Annotated in this window: 19 protein-coding genes and 1 pseudogene; 9 read left to right on the top strand and 11 right to left on the bottom strand. The window is 52.7% G+C overall.

Annotated features, from left to right (window positions below; translation table 11 throughout):
• The first annotated feature begins 51 nt into the window (after window positions 1–51).
• The 4 genes from dksA to P8S54_RS15315 all read left to right on the top strand — a co-directional run bounded on the left by dksA (window position 52) and on the right by P8S54_RS15315 (window position 3235).
• A complete protein-coding gene (gene dksA, locus P8S54_RS15300) occupies window positions 52–474 on the top strand; it encodes an RNA polymerase-binding protein DksA (RefSeq protein WP_035540716.1) in 423 nt (140 codons plus the stop codon).
• Complete coding sequence (locus P8S54_RS15305; protein WP_009100202.1) at window positions 474–1571, top strand: GTP-binding protein; 1098 nt, start codon at window positions 474–476, stop codon at window positions 1569–1571. The genes dksA and P8S54_RS15305 overlap by 1 nt, the downstream gene beginning before the upstream one ends.
• Window positions 1568–2452, top strand: coding sequence for a GTP cyclohydrolase FolE2 (gene folE2, locus P8S54_RS15310; RefSeq protein ID WP_281442423.1), 885 nt, complete (start codon window positions 1568–1570; stop codon window positions 2450–2452). The genes P8S54_RS15305 and folE2 overlap by 4 nt, the downstream gene beginning before the upstream one ends.
• A gap of 132 nt (window positions 2453–2584) precedes the next feature.
• The gene (locus P8S54_RS15315; protein WP_281442424.1) at window positions 2585–3235 is read left to right on the top strand and encodes a peroxiredoxin; all 651 of its coding nucleotides are present in this window, start codon (window positions 2585–2587) and stop codon (window positions 3233–3235) included.
• Between the two features lie 56 nt (window positions 3236–3291).
• Here P8S54_RS15315 and P8S54_RS15320 read toward each other — a convergent pair.
• The 7 genes and pseudogenes from P8S54_RS15320 to P8S54_RS15350 all read right to left on the bottom strand — a co-directional run.
• A pseudogene (locus P8S54_RS15320) lies at window positions 3292–3480 on the bottom strand (chemotaxis protein); the annotation flags it as partial.
• A 44-nt stretch (window positions 3481–3524) separates the two neighbouring features.
• On the bottom strand, window positions 3525–4277 hold the full coding sequence (locus P8S54_RS15325; RefSeq protein ID WP_281442425.1) for a VIT1/CCC1 transporter family protein: 753 nt from the start codon (window positions 4275–4277) through the stop codon (window positions 3525–3527).
• Between the two features lie 128 nt (window positions 4278–4405).
• Window positions 4406–5080, bottom strand: a complete 675-nt coding sequence (locus P8S54_RS15330; protein WP_281442426.1) for a DUF3047 domain-containing protein — start codon at window positions 5078–5080, stop codon at window positions 4406–4408.
• On the bottom strand, window positions 5067–5282 hold the full coding sequence (locus tag P8S54_RS15335; RefSeq protein ID WP_281442427.1) for a zf-HC2 domain-containing protein: 216 nt from the start codon (window positions 5280–5282) through the stop codon (window positions 5067–5069). Before P8S54_RS15335 ends, P8S54_RS15330 begins: the two co-directional genes overlap by 14 nt.
• 175 nt (window positions 5283–5457) lie before the next feature.
• On the bottom strand, window positions 5458–5859 hold the full coding sequence (locus tag P8S54_RS15340; RefSeq protein WP_281442428.1) for a thioredoxin domain-containing protein: 402 nt from the start codon (window positions 5857–5859) through the stop codon (window positions 5458–5460).
• Window positions 5860–5917: 58 nt separating this feature from the next.
• Window positions 5918–6499: a sigma-70 family RNA polymerase sigma factor gene (locus P8S54_RS15345; protein WP_281442429.1), complete on the bottom strand. Its 582-nt coding sequence runs from the start codon at window positions 6497–6499 to the stop codon at window positions 5918–5920.
• 83 nt (window positions 6500–6582) lie between these two features.
• Window positions 6583–7140, bottom strand: a complete 558-nt coding sequence (locus P8S54_RS15350) for a carboxymuconolactone decarboxylase family protein (RefSeq protein WP_281442430.1) — start codon at window positions 7138–7140, stop codon at window positions 6583–6585.
• Between the two features lie 281 nt (window positions 7141–7421).
• Here P8S54_RS15350 and P8S54_RS15355 point away from each other — a divergent pair, with 281 nt between their 5' ends.
• The 3 genes from P8S54_RS15355 (at window position 7422) to P8S54_RS15365 (ending at window position 10613) form a co-directional block, all read left to right on the top strand.
• Entirely contained in the window at window positions 7422–8162 is a 741-nt protein-coding gene (locus P8S54_RS15355; protein WP_281442431.1) for a c-type cytochrome, read from the top strand.
• Window positions 8163–8754: 592 nt separating this feature from the next.
• Complete coding sequence (gene lgt / locus P8S54_RS15360) at window positions 8755–9546, top strand: prolipoprotein diacylglyceryl transferase (protein ID WP_281442432.1); 792 nt, start codon at window positions 8755–8757, stop codon at window positions 9544–9546.
• Window positions 9547–9548: 2 nt separating this feature from the next.
• Window positions 9549–10613, top strand: coding sequence for a L,D-transpeptidase family protein (locus P8S54_RS15365; RefSeq protein ID WP_281442433.1), 1065 nt, complete (start codon window positions 9549–9551; stop codon window positions 10611–10613).
• Window positions 10614–10709: 96 nt separating this feature from the next.
• On the opposite strand, the gene P8S54_RS15370 is transcribed toward P8S54_RS15365, so the two are convergent.
• The 3 genes from P8S54_RS15370 to P8S54_RS15380 all read right to left on the bottom strand — a co-directional run bounded on the left by P8S54_RS15370 (window position 10710) and on the right by P8S54_RS15380 (window position 14029).
• The gene (locus P8S54_RS15370; RefSeq protein WP_281442434.1) at window positions 10710–11318 is read right to left on the bottom strand and encodes a DinB family protein; all 609 of its coding nucleotides are present in this window, start codon (window positions 11316–11318) and stop codon (window positions 10710–10712) included.
• Window positions 11319–11392: 74 nt separating this feature from the next.
• Complete coding sequence (locus P8S54_RS15375; protein WP_009100231.1) at window positions 11393–11653, bottom strand: hypothetical protein; 261 nt, start codon at window positions 11651–11653, stop codon at window positions 11393–11395.
• Between the two features lie 54 nt (window positions 11654–11707).
• Complete coding sequence (locus P8S54_RS15380; RefSeq protein WP_281442435.1) at window positions 11708–14029, bottom strand: PqqD family peptide modification chaperone; 2322 nt, start codon at window positions 14027–14029, stop codon at window positions 11708–11710.
• Window positions 14030–14312: 283 nt separating this feature from the next.
• On the opposite strand from P8S54_RS15380, the gene P8S54_RS15385 reads away from it, so the two are divergent.
• Complete coding sequence (locus P8S54_RS15385; RefSeq protein WP_281442436.1) at window positions 14313–15272, top strand: sulfurtransferase; 960 nt, start codon at window positions 14313–14315, stop codon at window positions 15270–15272.
• Between the two features lie 117 nt (window positions 15273–15389).
• On the top strand, window positions 15390–16001 hold the full coding sequence (locus tag P8S54_RS15390) for a TetR/AcrR family transcriptional regulator (RefSeq protein ID WP_281442437.1): 612 nt from the start codon (window positions 15390–15392) through the stop codon (window positions 15999–16001).
• A 100-nt stretch (window positions 16002–16101) separates the two neighbouring features.
• Here the strand turns inward: P8S54_RS15390 and P8S54_RS15395 are convergent, their stop codons facing one another.
• Window positions 16102–17115 carry an isocitrate dehydrogenase gene (locus tag P8S54_RS15395; protein WP_009100238.1) on the bottom strand — a complete coding sequence of 338 codons (1014 nt, stop codon included), beginning with the start codon at window positions 17113–17115 and terminating at the stop codon, window positions 16102–16104.
• Between the last annotated feature and the right edge of the window lie 489 nt (window positions 17116–17604).

A 17604-nucleotide genomic window follows, 5' to 3' on the forward strand; every position in this document is an offset into this window, starting at 1 on the left:
GATACTCATCTATCCCCTAGTGAATCAGACACCAACGCGACGCCCGCCTCCATGCAAAAAGTGCAGGAGAGTGCGCTTTTGGCACAACCTGAAAGTGACTATATGAACGCCGCACAGCTGGCGTTTTTTAAGCAGCGTTTATTAGACGAGCGCGAGGAGCTAACGTCGCACCTAAGAGAGGTCAAAGCGGCTATCGCCTCCCATGAACGCGACAGCGATGAGGCAGACCAGGCGTCGTTTGAAGAGGAGCTACGTCTAGCGCTGCGCCAAGCCGACCGAGAAAGCAGGCTAATCATTAACATTGATGCGGCGCTAAAGCGCATTGAAAGCGGGGAGTACGGCTACTGTGAAGAGACTGGCGAGCCCATTGGCATTCCACGGCTGCTGTTTCGTCCAACGGCAAAGCTCTGCATAGAAGCAAAAGAGCGCCAAGAGCAAAAAGAGCACCATTACCGCAAAGCGCGGGGGGAGTAATGCAGTTTACGACGCTAACGCCGGTGAATGTGCTTACCGGGTTCTTAGGGAGCGGTAAAACCACGCTGCTTAACCGTTGGGTTCGCCAAGCTTCTATGCAAAATACGCTGGTGGTGATCAATGAGTTTGGCGATATTGGCTTAGACCACCAGTTGATTACCCAAAGCGACGAGCAAGCGGTCGTAGAGATGAGTAGTGGCTGTTTGTGCTGCACATTGCGAGGCGATTTAAGCCGTACGCTACAACAGGCGATAGATGAGCTGCTGGCAAAAGGTAAGCCGCCACCCTCCCGTGTAGTGATCGAAACCACTGGGCTTGCCGACCCCGCGCCTATTTTGCAGCTGTTAATGACCGACCACTGGCTTGCCCATCGTTTTCAGCTAGATAGCGTGGTGTGCTGTGTGGATGCCGCCAACGGGGAAGCAACGCTGCAAGCGCATCGAGAGTCACAGCGGCAGGTGGCGGTGGCGGACAGGCTGCTTATTACCAAGACGGACTTAGCCGATGAAGGGCGTTTGGGCTATTTAGCCAATCAGCTAGCTAAGATTAACCCGGCCGCTGAGCAGTGGCAGGTAATCAATGGCAATCTCGCGCCCGACTTACTGGTAGGTGCCGGGTTATACCGTGGGGCATCACAAGGCTATCAAGTAAACCAGTGGTTAAAGGCGGCCAGCTATCACGCGCATTATGCAGCTCCCCACACCCCTGGTGAGGGTAAGCCAAATAGCACGGTTGCTACGTTAACCCAACCAAACAGCCAGCCGACGCTCACTCGCCATGGGGAGCATATCAATGCGTTTTGCTTTTGTGTTGAGGCGCGTATTACCCCGGAGGTGCTAGAGAATTGGCTGGATATAGTGATGTCATTAATGGGTGAAAAAATGCTGCGTATGAAAGCGGTAGTTCACCTGACTGACCGTGAAGCGCCCTTGGCGCTGCATGGCGTTCAGCACATTTTTCACCCACCGGCGCCGCTGCCACTTAACAGCGTGAGCGATCGTATTTCACGGTTTGTGTTTATTACCCAAAACGTGGCGCCAGCCACGGTGGCCGAGCTTTATTCATTTTTCACACCATCTAATGAGGTCGTTAAATGACGGCGGTTACGTTACCCGATATTGCCCAACAAACTGCCCAATTACCGGGCACTCTTTCCTGGGTGGGGATGGAGGGCATTGCGCTGCCTGTCGTGTTGGCTGGAAGCCAAGTCAATGCCAAGGTTTCAGCGGGCGTCAGTCTTGAGGCAGCCGAGGCGCGTGGCATCCACATGTCGCGGCTCTATACGGCACTTGAATCCTTAGAGCATCAACCTCTTTCACAAGCATCAATTCAGCGTGTTCTCGGTGCTTTTTTAGAGAGCCATCAAGGGTTATCAACACATGCATACCTCATGTTTAGCGGGGATGTGCTACTTAAGCGGGAGGCCCTTATTAGTCCCCTAGCGGGGTGGAAGAGTTATCCGTTTACGCTGCATGGCCAGCTTACCCCGTTAGGATTTCAACTGGAGTTAGAGGTAGCCGTTGGCTATTCGTCAACGTGCCCCTGTTCAGCTGCATTAGCCCGGCAATTAATTCAGCAGGCTTTTACAACGGATTTTGACGATATTCCACTCTCTAAACAGGCTGTGCTTGCCTGGTTAGGCAGCGAGGAAGGGATTTTAGCCACGCCTCACAGCCAGCGCAGTCACGCTCACTGCTCGGTGCGGTTAAACGGTAACGCCGATATACCGCTGGAAGCAGTTGTGGAACGTATCGAGAAAGCCCTAGGGACAGCGTTGCAAACCGCGGTGAAGCGCATTGATGAACAAGCCTTTGCGCTTGCGAATGGGCAAAACCTAATGTTTTGCGAAGACGCCGCTAAGCGCCTGGATAATGTGCTTAGAAAAATGGATTATATCGATGGGTTCCAGCTTAAGGTGGTACATGCTGAGAGCCTGCATGCCCACGATGCAGTGGCACGCTGTGAGTGGCAGTGGTAATTCACGCTGGTAATAAAAGACATGCAGCCCTAATAGCTGTGAACGAGTGATAAACGTGGGTTGTCTTAACAAGTGAAGAACATCAAGATCGGAAAAGTTCCAGTGTGCCGTGAAGCCTGTTAAGGAAAGATAATGTCATTACGTATCAATGCAGTAGTACCTGATTTCGACGCAGAAACCAGCCAAGGCCCTATCCGTTTTCATGAGTGGATTGGCGATAGCTGGGCGATCCTGTTTTCTCACCCGAAAGATTTCACGCCGGTCTGCACTACCGAGTTTGGTGCGGTTGCTACGTTAAGTGCGGAATGGGAAAAACGTGGCACCAAGGTAATTGGGGTTTCTGTCGATGGTGTGGAAGACCACAAACGCTGGGCGGGGGATATTGAAAAGTTTAGCGGCAGCACGGTGGGCTTCCCGATTATTGCCGACGAAGGGCTAAACGTTTCTAAACTCTTCGACATGCTGCCGGAAGATGCTTATCTGCCCGATGGCCGCACGCCGGCTGATAGCGCCACCGTGCGTTCGGTGTTTATTATTGGCCCGGACAAGCAACTGAAACTTTCCATGACGTATCCGATGACCGTGGGGCGCAACTTTGCGGAAATCTTGCGTGCTCTTGATGCCCTCCAAACTAACGCAAAACATGGTGTGGCCACACCTGCTGACTGGACCGTTGGGCAAGACGTTATTATTCCGCCGAGTGTGTCGGATGAAGATGCCAAGCAGAAGTTTGGTGAGTTTGATGCGGTTCTGCCTTACCTGCGTAAAACAACATTGCGCTAGGTCGAGTGTGTCAAAATCGTAGGCCAGCACTTTTCGGTGCTGGCTTTTTTTATGCATCAGTTAGGAGATTCTAGGGCTAACTGATCAATAGAGCTTGAAACGCTTCGTGCTCCAGTGAGTATCTCATTCACGATCGTTTCTATTTCCCCAACGCTCGTTTGGCTGGATTTTCCCTGCTCTACCACCTGTTGCATCGCTTGGGTGGTGCGTTTTACTAAATCGCTATTTTCTTTAAGCACTCGGGTAGGGCGTCTAAAAAGCTCCGCGATGAGAACTGTGTTAGGGCTGCCTAGCCACTGATAAGACCTTGGGCGAAATAACCAGCACCAAAGGCAAGCCCGGCGGCGGCGATACCCATAACTAATGTGCGTATGCCCGAACGCCATATTGGTTGTTGGTAGACAGCACTTTTGAGCATTCCAATGGCTAGAAAGACACCTCCTGCCAAACCTAAGCTACTGAGAAATTGAGTGGTGGTGCTGAATCCAGAAAATGTATAGGGGAGTAACGGGATCGCACCAACGATCAAAAACGCTATAAAGGTTACCAGTGCTGAGCGCAGTGGGCTGATGCCCTCCACATTCAGTTGGTGCTCTTCTCGTATCATAGTGGCTACCCACACCTCAGGATCGCTGCAAATTACGTCTACGGCTTCCTCAAGCAATTGCCCCTCAAACCCTTTAGCACGAAATAACTGGCGTATTTCTTCACGCTCCCCCTCGGGTATAAGCGCAATATGTTGTCGCTCTGTGCGCTCGGCACTCACGGCTTGGGCCAGTTTTGCACGGCCTGCCTCATAATTACTGACGGCCATACTGAAGCCATCAGCGAGTAGATTGGCAAGGCCAAGTACCAGGGCTACCTGTGGAGAAAAGCCTGCCCCAAAGGCACCTGAAACCACAGCAAAGGTGGTGACACAGCCATCAATACCGCCAAGTACGGCATCGGGAAGTGTGGAAGCTTTTGTAGGTTTAGCTAATCGCGCGCGAATAGCGGCGGGGTGGTGGTCGTGTATAAGCTGCTCATGTTCTGGGGTTAGCATGAGGAGACCTCTGGAAAACCACTAATATAAGTGCAAGCGGCAGTATCGTCGTACGTTAAAGATAGCTGAGAGAACGAGAGCTGAGATAACGCGTGATAACTAATCGCGCATTGTGAGGGGTGACTCAATTATGGGCAGCTAGGCGGTATGGGGGTGCTAGAAAAACCAAGTTGACTAAACCAGGCGGTGGCATTGCCGCCTGCATTATCGCCATCGCTCATTAACGCGATGCCGTTGATCTGACTGGGGCTGCTGCCGAAAAGTGCCTGATAATCAGCGCGGACATCACGAACCTCTGCTACCCATTCGCCCACGTCATCGTTGCCACTTCGCAGCGCCATTAATTGAGCACGGCTGGTAAACGCATTTGGCCAGGTCGCCCCCTGGAGCTGCGTTGATGCCCATACGTAGTTGACTGACTCCACCTGCCACGGCAGCAAGCCTGTTTTACGCGCAACGTATACGCGGGCTGGGTAGTCATCGCCCGCCTTGGTGGTTTCATCAATGCCTGGGTATGTGGTGCTTACCTGCCAACACCAGTGAAGGTAGGGCGTTTCATTAAGGTCAATATCCCGCTCTAAATAGCGAGCCGATGCTTGGCCCTGTGCGCTGGCTTGCAGGACGCGCTGACCCGATTTTTCAACAATGTCGTAATGGGTTTCACCGGAAAAACTACGCGTAGGCCAAGTCATGATCTGGTTAGGCGAGAAGTGAATCGCTTCGGCATGGGCTGCTGAAAACGGTATGGCGAACAGGCACGTTATGGCCGCGGTTAGAGCCGTTAGGGCACTAGCGCGGCTCATAAGGATCACTATCGCTGTATGGCTTGTCTGGCGATGCGGGGTGGTGGCTACCTATTTTATGTAACAGGTCGAACTGGCGAGCACAGGCTCGGCAGGCGCCACACATAGAGAGATGAAACCCCAGTGACGCCTTCTCACGGAAACTAAGCGTTTTATCCTGTTTGAGTGACATTAAGCGCGTCGCCTCACGGCACATAATCATAATGTGGCTCTCCTTTCACCAGGCGAAAATTCGGCGCTGGCCGTGGATACTAACCGTCAGCGCTGAATCTTTTGGGTTCAGTGTTTGCTAAGCGCTTTTCCTTACATCGACCTACTATGTAAAGGACAAAGGGCCTGAAAAAGGCTAGCCACTGAGGTTGAAAAACGTTACGACGCTAGCGACGTGAGGCCGTTAACTGTTCAAAGGACGAGCGCAACGAAGGCGTGCTGGTGACCCCTTGAATCGTATCCTGGCGATTTCCTTGCCCATCAAAGAGCAGAATCGTTACGTGACCAACGCCATATTGTTTGGCAAAATCAGCGCCTTTTGTGGTGTTAATGTCCACAATACGCCAAGCGGGCGGAGCATCCATTTGAGCTAATGCGTCTTCAGCATTGGCTTTTAAGCGCTGGCAAAGCGGGCAGCTATGATCATGAATTTGCACGGCGACCGGCGTTCCACCGCCAAGAACGCTAAGGTCTGATTCGGCGCTGGCAGTACGTTCGTTTACGATCAGCCAAGCGATAGGCACTGCTAGAAATGCAAGCGCTACCAGTAATTTGCGAGCTACTGTCATTAACCGACGCTTTGCTGGCTTGCGGCGAGGCGGATTTTTTGCCGTCTTCTTTTTCATTTTATGTTAACCACCCTTTTTCGATACAGGCGCGTAGCTTCAACCTAGCGCGGTGTAGCATCACCCAGCAGTTAGCATCGCTTAGCGAAAGTGCGTCGCAAATTTCCTGGGTGGTGAGCCCCATAAGTTCACGCATCGTAAATACGCGGGCTGTGCTGTCGGGTAGTACTAGTAAGCAGGTGTCTAATAACTTCCAAAAGGAGGCGTTTTCAAGAACTTGATCTGGGTTGCCCCAGGATTGAGGCTTATGTGCCGGTTGCCAACGCCCATTGTCTTGAAACAAATTCTCGAAAGCATCTTCATCACTCTGCTCACTGTTTTGCCAAGAACTATCTTGCCAAGAACAGTAACGTCGTTCGTAGCGTATACGCTCAAGAATTTTGTTTTTTAAAATGCCAAATACCCAGGTTTCAAACGCCGAACGCCCAGCGAAAGCGTCATGCTTCTCCAGTGCGACGATGAGGGTGTCTTGAACCGTGTCTTCAGCGGCAACACTATCTCGCAACTGCAGCCGTGCAAACGCAATCAGCTTCGGCCTTAGGGCAGTGATATGGCCTTCAATGGAAAGAGTGTCAGTGTTCACATGCGTCCCCAGAAGAGCACTCAGGCGAGTGTTTTAAATACAACAGATGGCCGCCTTAACGACCATCGGACGCTACGCTTACGTTATGACGCTGGGGCTTCCCAGGCGAGTGGCTTAAGCTCTTCGTTGAGCGGGGTGCCCGCAATATGGTTAGTGTAGTTTGAAAGCGTTTTCAACGCACAAGCGATAACCAGTTCGAGTACTTGTTGCTGCGTGAATCCAGCTTCCAAAAACGCGTCTAACTCGGCTTGTTCGGCCCAGCCGCGTTGAGCATTCAAGTGGCGGGTAAAGCGAGTTACCGCTGCCAACTTAGCATCGTTTGGGGTCGTACGGGCGCGTAAATCTTTAACAGTTGCATCATCGGCACCGGCTTTTTTGATCCCGCCGGTGTGGGCGGCAACGCAAAAAGCACAGTGGTTGTCAGCGCTGATAGCGAGCAGTGCGGCTTGTTGCTCTACCGGGCTAAAGCTGGTTTTAGCGTAAATCCCGTCGAGTGCCAAGTAGGCTTCTAGCAGCGTTGGTGCTTCTGCCATTTTGGCGAATATATTGGGCAGAAAGCCCATTTTCTTCTCTGCCGCCTGCAAGTTCGCTTTGGCTTCTTCTGGCGCGGTATCGGTTGTGTGCAGTGTAAAATCCGTCATTTATTCAATCTCCTTCTGAATGTTGGGTTATGCCCCGGTTTGTTCAGCGGTTTGGCTTGACTTGATTATGGAACGTTGAGTACAGAAATGGCAATGGTCAATTTTTCCGTTTTATTCATATTGGGCAGTTTTTAAGTCATGGGGGTGTAAGGGTTTTGCCTTGGCCGTCACCAATAGGTGTTACTCAACAACAACACACAACAAAGACAAGCAAAAAATAAATAGAGCGGCTGCGGTGTGGGTCAGCGCTCGAATAACAACAGTGATAAGAGGTGGGTGCCATGTCTAAAGAACAGCAAAAACGCCATAAGTTACTCAGTAAACTGCGTCTGAAAATGTGTTATACCGCGCCTGTTTTAGCACTGATAGCGGGGGGAGTGAAGTTACAAGCCGTTGCCAACAGCCAGGCGGTGTATGCCTATGGCGAAGCCCCTACAGCGCTGCTGTTGGCTAGCCATCACGCTGAGGCCCAAGCCCAACCTGAAGGCGAGGCGGAAGCAGAGGGAGAGGCTGAAGGTGACGCCCAGGCTGAGGGTGAAGGCGAAGCGCAAGCTGAAGGTGAGGCAGAAGGGGAATCCCAGGCCGAGGGCGAGGGCGAGGCTGAGGCTGGCGCGCCAGCCAATGCGCGTACACAAGCCGTGTCGCGGCCGGATAGCTACGTGCCCGGTTACGATGAAAGCGGTAATAACCCCGCCTCATTGGTCGAGCGGGGGAAGGCGCTCTTTAACGATTCTTCCTTGAGCAGTAATGGTCTTTCCTGTGCTAGCTGCCACGGTGGCGATGGTCAGTCGGGCTATCAGGACACCTTTAATCAGCCTTATCCTCATGCCGTTGCGATGGGCACCAATATGTTTGGTATGGAAACAGTGTATGCCGATGAGATGGTGCAGCTTTGTATGGTGGCGCCCATGGAAGCAGAGCCACTCGATTGGGAGTCGGACGAGTTAGCGGCTCTGGCAGCCTATGTTGTGAGTGCCCAGCAAACATTTGCGGGAGGAGCGGACGGCCACTGCGATAGTTGATCAGAGGTTTTTTTAGTGCAACCGTTTGGAGTGCAACAAGCGGCTTGAATGGACATGGAGGGGCGTTGTGCAAGCCGCTGTATTTTGGACTGATCGTTTTTGTTATGTTAAACATGCACTGCATACGTCATCGGCGTAAGCCAAGGGAGCAAGATGTTAGATAAAATGGCGCTGTATGCGTAACGCGGGTATTAAGCAATTCTCCGCACTTTTTTTGATGGTGCTACTGGCTGCCTCTAGCGTTAGCGCTGGCGGCATGAGTGCTGTCAGCTGCTTTTTCGATGAGCCCCCTGTTGCTGCTGACGATTCACGCTGCTTAGCCAGTACGCCTACAACAAATGCTGAATATCACGAAGCCTCATGCTCACCCTTTGCACAGTCAGCGGCTGGGCAAATAGCAGGTGTTGCTCCTGTACACTCTCCGCATTGGCTGACATTTCAGCCCTTCCCACAACGTCTGCCTAATCGTTTGGATAAACCTCCCCGCGTTTCATTATCTCTCTAGTCGTTATTTGAAAATCGCCGCAATGCGCAGCGTGCTGATGGCATCTGTGCGGGCACGACGTATGTGTTGGATAGATGGAGAACGGTAATGGAATATCCTGCAATTGACCCTGTGGCTATTGCCATTGGGCCGCTAGTGATTCATTGGTATGGCCTGATGTATTTAGTGGGCTTCTTAGCTGCTTGGTGGTTAGGGCGGCGGCGTGCTGCTTATTTAGGGCTTAGCAACGAAGACATTGGTGATTTGGTGTTTTATAGCGCTATTGGCGTCGTGGCCGGTGGGCGCTTGGGCTACGCGTTGTTTTATGGAATGGAGCAGTGGCTGAGTAATCCGCTGTGGGTATTCCACGTGTGGGATGGGGGGATGAGCTTCCACGGTGGGCTGCTTGGGGTGTTAACCGCAGCGGTGCTATTTGCTCGGAAAAAGCAGTTGGGTTTTTTAGACACCACGGACTTTATCACGCCTTTGGTACCCATTGGTTTAGGTACCGGTAGGTTAGGCAACTTTATTAACCATGAACTGCCGGGCCGCATCAGCGATGTGCCTTGGGCACTGGTGTTTCCTCATCTAGGGCCAGAGCCACGCCATCCTTCGGCGCTTTATGAGTTTTTCTTAGAAGGCGTGGTGCTGTTTGCTTTGCTTTGGTGGTTAGCAAGCCGACCTGCACAACGAGGCTTTTTATCGGGTGTTTTCTTACTTGCCTACGGCGTTTTTAGGTTTGCCGTGGAGTTCGTTCGCCTTCCCGATGCGCATTTGGGTTTTATCGCCTTTGATTGGGTCACGATGGGCCATTTACTGACACTACCTATGTTACTGGGTGGGGCGGCACTGATCGTATGGTCGCGTTCCCAGCCTGTTGCTAGCGTTAAAGGAGCTTAAGCATGATGAGCTTAATGAACACCAGTACGCGCCGTGTTTTTTTAAAAAAGAGCGTGATCGCTGTATGCGGTTTAGCCACCGTGAGTGTGTCGACATGGCCCTTATTAGCACAAGGCAGTGAGGAGGATATGCCTGACAACCATTACCCTCTTCCCGAAAAGGGCGATATTATCGGCCAAGATTATCAGGTAGTAGCCAATCAAGACGATACGCTCGTTGATATTGCCCGTGCACATAACGTGGGCTATGAGGAGATTCTTTCTGCGAACCCAGAAGTAAGTGTGTGGATGCCAGGAGAGGGGGCCGCTGTGACCATCCCTCGGCGCCATATCTTACCTAACGAGGCGCGTACGGGGATTGTGATTAACGTCGCAGAACTAAGGCTATATTACTATCCTGAGGTCAAACCAGGAGAAACGCCCTGGGTTGAAACCTACCCTATTGGGATTGGCCGTGAAGGCTACAACACGCCACTTGGCATTACCAAAACAACCATTCGCTTAGAGAATCCAGCGTGGTATCCGCCCCGCTCTATGCGTGAGGAAGCCGCTGAGCGGGGAGACCCTGCTCCGGCGGTGGTGCCACCTGGCCCTGACAATCCGCTAGGTGAGCATGCGATTTTATTGGATATTCCTGGCTACTTGATTCATGGCACTAATCAGCCTGATGGTATTGGCATGCGCGCTAGCCGAGGCTGTATACGCATGTACCCAGAGGATATCAGCTCAATATTCGATAACGTGCCCAGCGGCACCCAGGTCAATATTATCGACCAGCCCGTCAAAGTGGGGGCCAGTGAAGAGGGCGAAGCCTATGTGCAGGTCTTTAAAACGGTTGATAGCGATAAGGTCGGCGTTGATGCATTGAAAGCGATGCTTCGCTTGCAGCTGTTGGCGTCTGAGGACAGCCTTGCTGAGCTGGATGATCGTCAGTTACAGGCGCTATTTGATAAGCCGGATGATCAAATAGCAGCGTTATCGTCATTTCATCAAGCGCCGGATGAACGCGAAGGCGAAGCGGCAAGTATGGATATTTATCAAAGAGTAAGCCAGGCAACAGTTAGATAACGAGAGCACTGTAGGCACCTTCATGCGTTTGGAGGTGCTTTCGTTATTCAACACAACGTAGTGCTGTGTCTCTATTTGACGGTGGTGCCTTCATCGCTAAAGCGCTTTGCGCTGCTGTTCCCAAAAGCGCAGCGTAGAAGGGTGTACGCCGAAGTTGCTGGGGAGCGCAATACCCAGTTGGTCACAGAGCAGGCTCAGCAGTGCCATGTGGTGAATGCTATGGCTGGTTAAAAACGCAAGCTCGCGACCTAGACTAGAGGGCAGCGGCAGCGCGTTTACAGGCGGCGCATGCCCTGGTTCTTCGACGGGGTAGCAAAGTATCAGCAGTGTATCGTGGGACGTTGTTGACAGAGCTTTTAAACCTGCCTGCAGCTCATGTAGACGCTGTCGTGCCTGAACAGGGTTGTTTTCCAGAGCCGCTTCCCGCTGGCGATGTTCATAATCCAACGATGCCGTGGATTGAGAGGTTTCTAGGGAGGGGGCTGGAGAAAGTTCTGGCGCATCTATCAGCGTCTGATAGTGCTCCAATATATGGCGGACATGCTTACCCAGCGATTGCATTTGCCTGCTGCCCACTAGGCGTTGGTAGGTTGGCGCAGGGGTGCGTTCCAGTAACCTGGCGAGCTGTTCCAGCGCTTGCAGGTTTTCATCGACCAGCAGCGCCGTGGCGCTTGAACCTGACTTTAACGGTGTCGGCGAGGGCATAACGGGCTCCTGTTAAGCTGTGCCGGCGATTAAACCGGCACAGGGCACTTGGCCGTGTAAGGAAAAGGGGATATTTAACCGGCTTCAGCGCCGCCTTCACCCTCGGCCTCTCCTTCAGCCTCACCTTCTCCCTCTCCCTCGGCTTCACCTTCTGCATGGTGGGCTTCAGCCAGCATCAACGGCGCTTCTTGCATATTGGTAAATGCTTCTGTGGGTTCGTCAGCGTGTGCCTGAAAGGCAAGGCCGCTAGCCACTAGCGCAAGCGCCGGTGCGGTGTAACCAAATTGGCGGCTTAAACGGCTAAGTAGACGACGTTTGGCTTCTTGTTGAGACATGATGTTTCTCCTGAATCATGGCGTTTGATGGCGCCGAATGGCGCAACTTCTCCGCTATACAGCGGCGCGAGAAGGGGTTGAATGAGGTGATGGATTAAGCCAGGGCGTTAATGTTTGGCGAATGGTGAGCGTTGAGTTACCCAAGTGTGCGCGCTGCGGCTGTTGGCAAAGCTGTCGCAGTGCTTCTAAGGCGGCAGGGCTTAAACGCTGTTGCTGCTCTTGTGCAAAGGGCAGTAGCGCGCCTAATAGGTCAAGGAAGCTGGGCACGTTTGAGCCGGGTGCGGCTGCGTCGCTTAGCCATAGAATGCCCGCAAAGCGCTGGGGGCGTGAGGGCGTCAAAGGCGTATCGGCGAGCGGCAGATTAAGCGGCTCGATAACGCCAGGGGTGTTAAGCGCTAAACGCGCGCCTCGGGACAGTGATAGCCCTTGCTGCTCAGCGGCTTCACCCAGGGCGTTAATGGCCCTGAGGTGGGCGTCACCCTCGGGTAGCAGGCAGACGATATGCTGGTGGTCGCTACTTAATAGGGCAATATCCAGCACAAGATGCTCTTGGCGTGCGGCGCTACGTAAGCAGAAATGGGTGATGGCCGGCAGAATGTCATCGATAGACAAACGTGAGCTAACTACATGACTGTCGGTGGTTAAACAGTAGCCGTTAGCGCTCTCTAAAAGGTGCAACGACTCGCCTAGTGGGGTGGCATCGGTCGTGGTTAGTAATGGAGAAAGCAGTGGAGAAAGCGCCGATGTGATGCGCTCGGCAACAGGGCCTGTCGGTGCGGTAATCGGCCAACGGCGTTGGTCGAAGGTCAGCTGGCCGTGCCAGGTAGCTGGCATTTCACGCGCTTGCTGCTTTTGGGCGGCTGTTTCAGTGTGACTAGGGGCCAGCAGCCCGTGCTTCCACCACGGTGTTAACGTTGCCCAGAGATCGCTTTCCAATTGGGCCGTTGTAGCTTGGCCGCCACTGGCGGCATGCAAGTGGCTAACAATACTGTCAATCGGCTCGCCTTCACTCACTAACAGCCATATAAGCGCCGCGCTGTCGTTAAGCTGGTAATAAAGCCCGCTAGCATGGTGGTAGAGCGCCAAGCGGTCATCGTCGATGAGTTCACTGACGTCGTTGGCGCGGAACGTCATCGCTTGGCGCGCTGCTGCGTGGGCTAAGCGATAATCTAACAGGCTAGGTAGTCCGATAACCGCCAGATACGCTTGGGTAAGCAGCGGGTTATGTGCTGGGTAGAGCGGTACAAAACCACCGGCTCGCTGGTGCTCTTCGGCTAGTGCTACTGCATCAAATTCAGCTTCATGTACTGGTTGCGTCAAGCCAACGAGCTCGATCATATCGCGCACCAAACCGCCTTTGACGCTCTTTTCGATGTCGCCACCGTGCTCTGGCTTGGCGCATATCCCCAGTGAAGGGCTTAGATTGCACTCCAAAATCCAGGGCTTTAACTGATCATCTACCAGGCAGTCCAAGCTAATCAGCTCGTAGCAGCCGCGGGGGTCTGCACCTGCTGCTTGAGAACGCGCACGCATGGCGTCCACCCCAGAAAGGGCGGTGAGCGTGGCTAAGTCATGCAGCTGGTCAAACAGCGCGTTGTCATCATGGCCTTGCTCACGTAGCCAGTGGCGGTAGCGTTTCAGATCAATAAACTCCACGGGGATCTCGGCATTCAGGTTGAGCGCGTTGATATCCGGGTTGGTTAACTGGCTAAACGGGTTGTCGACGTCATCAGGGTCCCATGGTTCAGAGGCCAGCTTGGCAAAGCCCTGGTCATACAGGTAGACACGCAGCGGGTCGATACTGGCAACCAGCATATAGAGCCGCAATACGTATTTATGCCCGCGAATGGTATGTGGGTTAGCCACGTACTCCTGCACTAGCCAGTTGGCCAAAAGAGGCGCCTTGGCAGGGTCTTTAAGCACTTGAACACCTTGGCCTTTTGAGGCGTTGGTGGGCTTTAAAATCCAGCGCTTATCTGGGTTAGCCGCTGCGTCTTCTATTAGAGCTGGGTAGTCGTGGGGCATTTCATAGGCCCGAGGGAAAAAAGCCAGCCGTTGGGTGAGGGGGTGATCATGGCCAAAGTGACACCGCGTCCGTTCGCGTAGCGCGTTGAGGCTAGCGTGAAGCCGACTTTTAACGGTTAACGACGCGTTGCCAGGAATATGGTTCATCTTGGCGCTAGGAGAGGCCGCTTTAAACGCTGTGTTGGTCGGCATACCCGTTACCCAGGCGGCTTGCCAGTGTTTTTCGTCACCTTCTGCCCAGCCATGTGCTTCCAGCGTTTGGCGAAAAAAGTGATCCTGCTCGGCGTGGCGTTTTCCGCTTAGCCAAAATGTAGGCGATGAGGCCGGTGGGCTAGAAGCTGAGGTGGGCATCGTTACTCTCCTTTGGCGTTGTTCTACTCTTCAGTGGCACGAGTAGGGGATTACTTACAGCGGTTTGCTCTGTTTTTAAAAAAACGTGTCGTTAGAGCCCCTCGCGGCAGGTGTTGCACGCCCTCCTGGCTATATGAATAAGCCTAATGCGTATTGTCAGTAACACTCTATATAGCGCATCATGCTATTAATGTACCAGTCGTTCCATGCGTATTCTTAAACGCAAGAATGCATTCAGGCGGCAATGATGTTGTGCTGCCATCACGCTATGAGAGTAAAGACCATGATTCGATTTTTTGTGGGTGCCCTTTTCGCCCTGGGGCTTACGGCCCCGGCGCATGCCCTTGAGATGACACCATTGGTGGATGCGCAGTGGCTTAATGATCATCTTGATAACGAGGCGTTGGTAATTCTTGATGTACGCTCTTCGATAGATAACGGTGGCGATGAAGACAGCTTCATTGAGGCGCGTATTCCTGGCAGCCGTTACACCAGCTATACCCATGCTGGCTGGCGCGAAACCCGCGATAGCGTCGCCGGGTTAATGCCGGAGGTGGGTAAGCTAGAAAGCCTGATTGGCAGCGTGGGGGTTGATAACGATAGCGCGGTGGTCATTGTGCCCGCAGGTACCGGTGCCACCGATTTTGGCAGTGCAGCGCGGGTTTACTGGACGCTTAAAGTACTGGGCCACGACAATGTTGCCATCTTAAATGGCGGTTTCTCTGGCTGGCAGCAGCAAGGGTTTGAGGTGGCTAGCGGTGAGCCTGCTAGTTTTGACGCGGCTGAGTTTAAAGCGATTACTCTTCGTGAGGAGCTGATTGCCTCTACTGAGGATGTGGAGGCCGCCCGCGACACTCAGGCACAGCTGGTTGATGCACGACCGGCGGACTATTTTGCAGGCGACACAACATCCCCAGCTGTTAGGGTGGCAGGTACTATTCCGGGTGCGCGTAGTCTTCCTCATCAAACGCATCTAAACAATCAAAGCGGTGCTTACTATTTAGATATTGATGGTCTGCAGTCACGTATCAATGCAGCCGATTTAGATAGTCGTGAGCGTACGATTGCATTCTGCAACACGGGACACTGGGCGGCGACAGACTGGTTTGTATTAAGCGAAGTGGCCAATTTTAGCAATATTGCGATGTACGATGGTTCAATGGCAGCTTGGACGATTAGCGACTCGCGCCCAGTGCAGTTTGCTCGTGAAGGAATAAAGCAGGTGCGTGAACTGCTTAATTAATATGCTTATGACAACACATCGCGTTCCTTTTGGTGGGCGCGTGATGGCTGCATTGGCAAGAGAAAGGTGTGCTACATTAACACGCTAATTTTAAATGCCGATGTTGAGGTGGTGAAAATGCGTCTTGGTCGACCACTACAGCATGAGCCCGAAGTGGCGCTGACCGCTGCGATGCATGCGTTTTGGCGTTCGGGGTATCACCATACTTCTATGCGTGATTTGTTGGATGCGATGCATATTTCCCGTAGCAGTCTTTATCAAGCCTACGGTAATAAAGAGGCGCTGTTTTTGCAGGTGCTTGCTCGCTACCGAGAAGCACTGCTTGAGCGGCTGGCTGAATCGCTTGCCCAAGAGGAGAGTGCTTGGGCGTTTATTCAAGGCATTCTGGAGCGCACGGCACAGCAAGCAGAAAGTGAGCAGGCAGCGCTTGGCTGTTTGATTTTCAACTCGGCCACCGAGCTTGGTAATACAGGAACGGCGGTATCGGATGCCGCTGTAGAGAGCGTGCAGGCGATTACTCAGTTTTTTGTCAACGTAGTGGAGCAAGCGCAACAAGAGGGCGTAATTCCCGCAGCGCACGATGCGCAAAGTCTGGCTTATTTTTTAACGCTTTCCATGTCCGGGCTACGGATGTTGCTAAAAAGTGGCGCTAGCCAGCAACAAGCCGAGCAACAGGTGGCGCATATTTTACGTGGGCTTAGTGCTGAAGCGTTCGCAGGTCAGGATTAGCACTTAAGAAATAGCGCTTAAGGCATAGCGTTTTGCCTCCGTTAATGGTTAGCACCGCTATCAGACTCAAAAGCTGATAGCAGTGCTTTGTGCGCTGCACTTACGCTTTAACGTGTTCCACCAATGCTTGAGCGAAGGTATCAGTAGTGCCGGTGCCGCCCATATCAGGGGTGACCATATCACGACGGGTTTCCAGTACTGTGCGAATACCCTGGCGGATAGCGTCGCCTTTTGCGTTCATGCCCAAGTGATCAAGCATCTGTGCTGCAGCCAAGAGCAGGGCGCAAGGGTTAGCAATTTTTTGGCCTGCAATATCCGGTGCTGAGCCGTGTACCGCTTCAAAAATCGCGGCTTTTTCGCCGATGTTAGCGCCAGGTGCTAAGCCCAAACCGCCGACTAACCCAGCGCACAGGTCAGAAAGAATATCGCCAAACAGATTAGTGGTGACCACCACATCAAACTGATGGGGGTTCATCACCAGCTGCATACAGGCGTTATCCACGATCATTTCCTGGAACTCGATCTCTGGATACTCTTTGGCAATTTCCCGTGCTACATCTAAAAACAGCCCTGAGCTGGTTTTAATAATGTTGGCTTTATGCACCGCGGTCACTTTCTTACGGCCGTTGGCTTTGGCCAGCTCAAAGGCGTAACGCACGATGCGTTCAGAGCCTTGGCGAGTGACCTTAATCACCGAGATGCCGGTATTGCCGTCGTCAATCATCTCCTGGCCGTCGGAGAGGTAGGCGCCTTCGGTATTTTCTCGCACGGTAATCATGTCGATATCGTCGTAGCGCGATTTTGTGCCGGGGAAACTAATGGCGGGGCGCACATTGGCGTACAGGTCAAAATGGCGGCGCAATTGCACGTTAATAGAGGAGAACCCCTTACCAATCGGCGTGGTAAGCGGGCCTTTCAGGGCAAGGCCATATTTTTCAATGGCGTCCAGTGACGCTTGAGGAATCAGCGTACCGTGCTTTTCAAGCGCGCCTAGGCCAGCATCAACAAACTCGTAATTTAGGCCGCAATCTAACGCGTCCAGCACTTGCAGGGTTGCATCCATAATCTCGGGACCAATGCCATCACCCTTAATCACTGCAATTGACTGGCTCATATACTGCTCCTCTAACGTAAAATCATTAGCCCAAACGCTGAGCGTTTCTCTATCTATAAGGTGGCTTATGGTAAGCCATGGCAAGGCAAGAGGTCATCCCGAAGCCGTCGTCTAAACGTCTAGGGTGACGGGTGCGGCTTGAGTGCTTTACTGGTAGAATGCCGCATTCGGGATGACGTGAAAGCACTTAGCAGGTGTTATCTCGCCTGAATAACGACGATAGAACAGTAAGGTGTCCTTTTTATGAACAATGCTATGGCAGCCATTGCTCTGCCGATACCAGGGCTGATGACTCCACCCTAGGTTTCCCCTCCTTATCAGCGCTATGACGCTCTTCGCGTTATGTCGGCGCTGTGGCACCTCGTTGCCGTTATTTGGCTATCGGCGCTTTTGCGTCTTCGATAGATACTATTTCCGACATCTCGTTACCCTACGCTTTTAGCTGCCTTTGTTTGCGGCTGTGGCGTGCAGTGTCTTTAAACCCTTAAC

Origin of the sequence: Halomonas sp. M1 (assembly GCF_029581375.1) — a bacterium.
Classification (GTDB): Bacteria; Pseudomonadota; Gammaproteobacteria; order Pseudomonadales; family Halomonadaceae; genus Vreelandella.

What these genes read in the sequence shown, in the direction of transcription:
- dksA (WP_035540716.1), top strand. Translation starts at nt 52, where the DNA reads ATGCAAAAAGTGCAGGAGAGTGCGCTTTTGGCACAACCTGAAAGTGAC.
- P8S54_RS15305 (WP_009100202.1), top strand. Translation starts at nt 474, where the DNA reads ATGCAGTTTACGACGCTAACGCCGGTGAATGTGCTTACCGGGTTCTTA.
- folE2 (WP_281442423.1), top strand. Translation starts at nt 1,568, where the DNA reads ATGACGGCGGTTACGTTACCCGATATTGCCCAACAAACTGCCCAATTA.
- P8S54_RS15315 (WP_281442424.1), top strand. Translation starts at nt 2,585, where the DNA reads ATGTCATTACGTATCAATGCAGTAGTACCTGATTTCGACGCAGAAACC.
- P8S54_RS15325 (WP_281442425.1), bottom strand. Translation starts at nt 4,277, where the DNA reads ATGCTAACCCCAGAACATGAGCAGCTTATACACGACCACCACCCCGCC.
- P8S54_RS15330 (WP_281442426.1), bottom strand. Translation starts at nt 5,080, where the DNA reads ATGAGCCGCGCTAGTGCCCTAACGGCTCTAACCGCGGCCATAACGTGC.
- P8S54_RS15335 (WP_281442427.1), bottom strand. Translation starts at nt 5,282, where the DNA reads ATGATTATGTGCCGTGAGGCGACGCGCTTAATGTCACTCAAACAGGAT.
- P8S54_RS15340 (WP_281442428.1), bottom strand. Translation starts at nt 5,859, where the DNA reads ATGACAGTAGCTCGCAAATTACTGGTAGCGCTTGCATTTCTAGCAGTG.
- P8S54_RS15350 (WP_281442430.1), bottom strand. Translation starts at nt 7,140, where the DNA reads ATGACGGATTTTACACTGCACACAACCGATACCGCGCCAGAAGAAGCC.
- P8S54_RS15355 (WP_281442431.1), top strand. Translation starts at nt 7,422, where the DNA reads ATGTCTAAAGAACAGCAAAAACGCCATAAGTTACTCAGTAAACTGCGT.
- lgt (WP_281442432.1), top strand. Translation starts at nt 8,755, where the DNA reads ATGGAATATCCTGCAATTGACCCTGTGGCTATTGCCATTGGGCCGCTA.
- P8S54_RS15365 (WP_281442433.1), top strand. Translation starts at nt 9,549, where the DNA reads ATGATGAGCTTAATGAACACCAGTACGCGCCGTGTTTTTTTAAAAAAG.
- P8S54_RS15370 (WP_281442434.1), bottom strand. Translation starts at nt 11,318, where the DNA reads ATGCCCTCGCCGACACCGTTAAAGTCAGGTTCAAGCGCCACGGCGCTG.
- P8S54_RS15375 (WP_009100231.1), bottom strand. Translation starts at nt 11,653, where the DNA reads ATGTCTCAACAAGAAGCCAAACGTCGTCTACTTAGCCGTTTAAGCCGC.
- P8S54_RS15380 (WP_281442435.1), bottom strand. Translation starts at nt 14,029, where the DNA reads ATGCCCACCTCAGCTTCTAGCCCACCGGCCTCATCGCCTACATTTTGG.
- P8S54_RS15385 (WP_281442436.1), top strand. Translation starts at nt 14,313, where the DNA reads ATGATTCGATTTTTTGTGGGTGCCCTTTTCGCCCTGGGGCTTACGGCC.
- P8S54_RS15390 (WP_281442437.1), top strand. Translation starts at nt 15,390, where the DNA reads ATGCGTCTTGGTCGACCACTACAGCATGAGCCCGAAGTGGCGCTGACC.
- P8S54_RS15395 (WP_009100238.1), bottom strand. Translation starts at nt 17,115, where the DNA reads ATGAGCCAGTCAATTGCAGTGATTAAGGGTGATGGCATTGGTCCCGAG.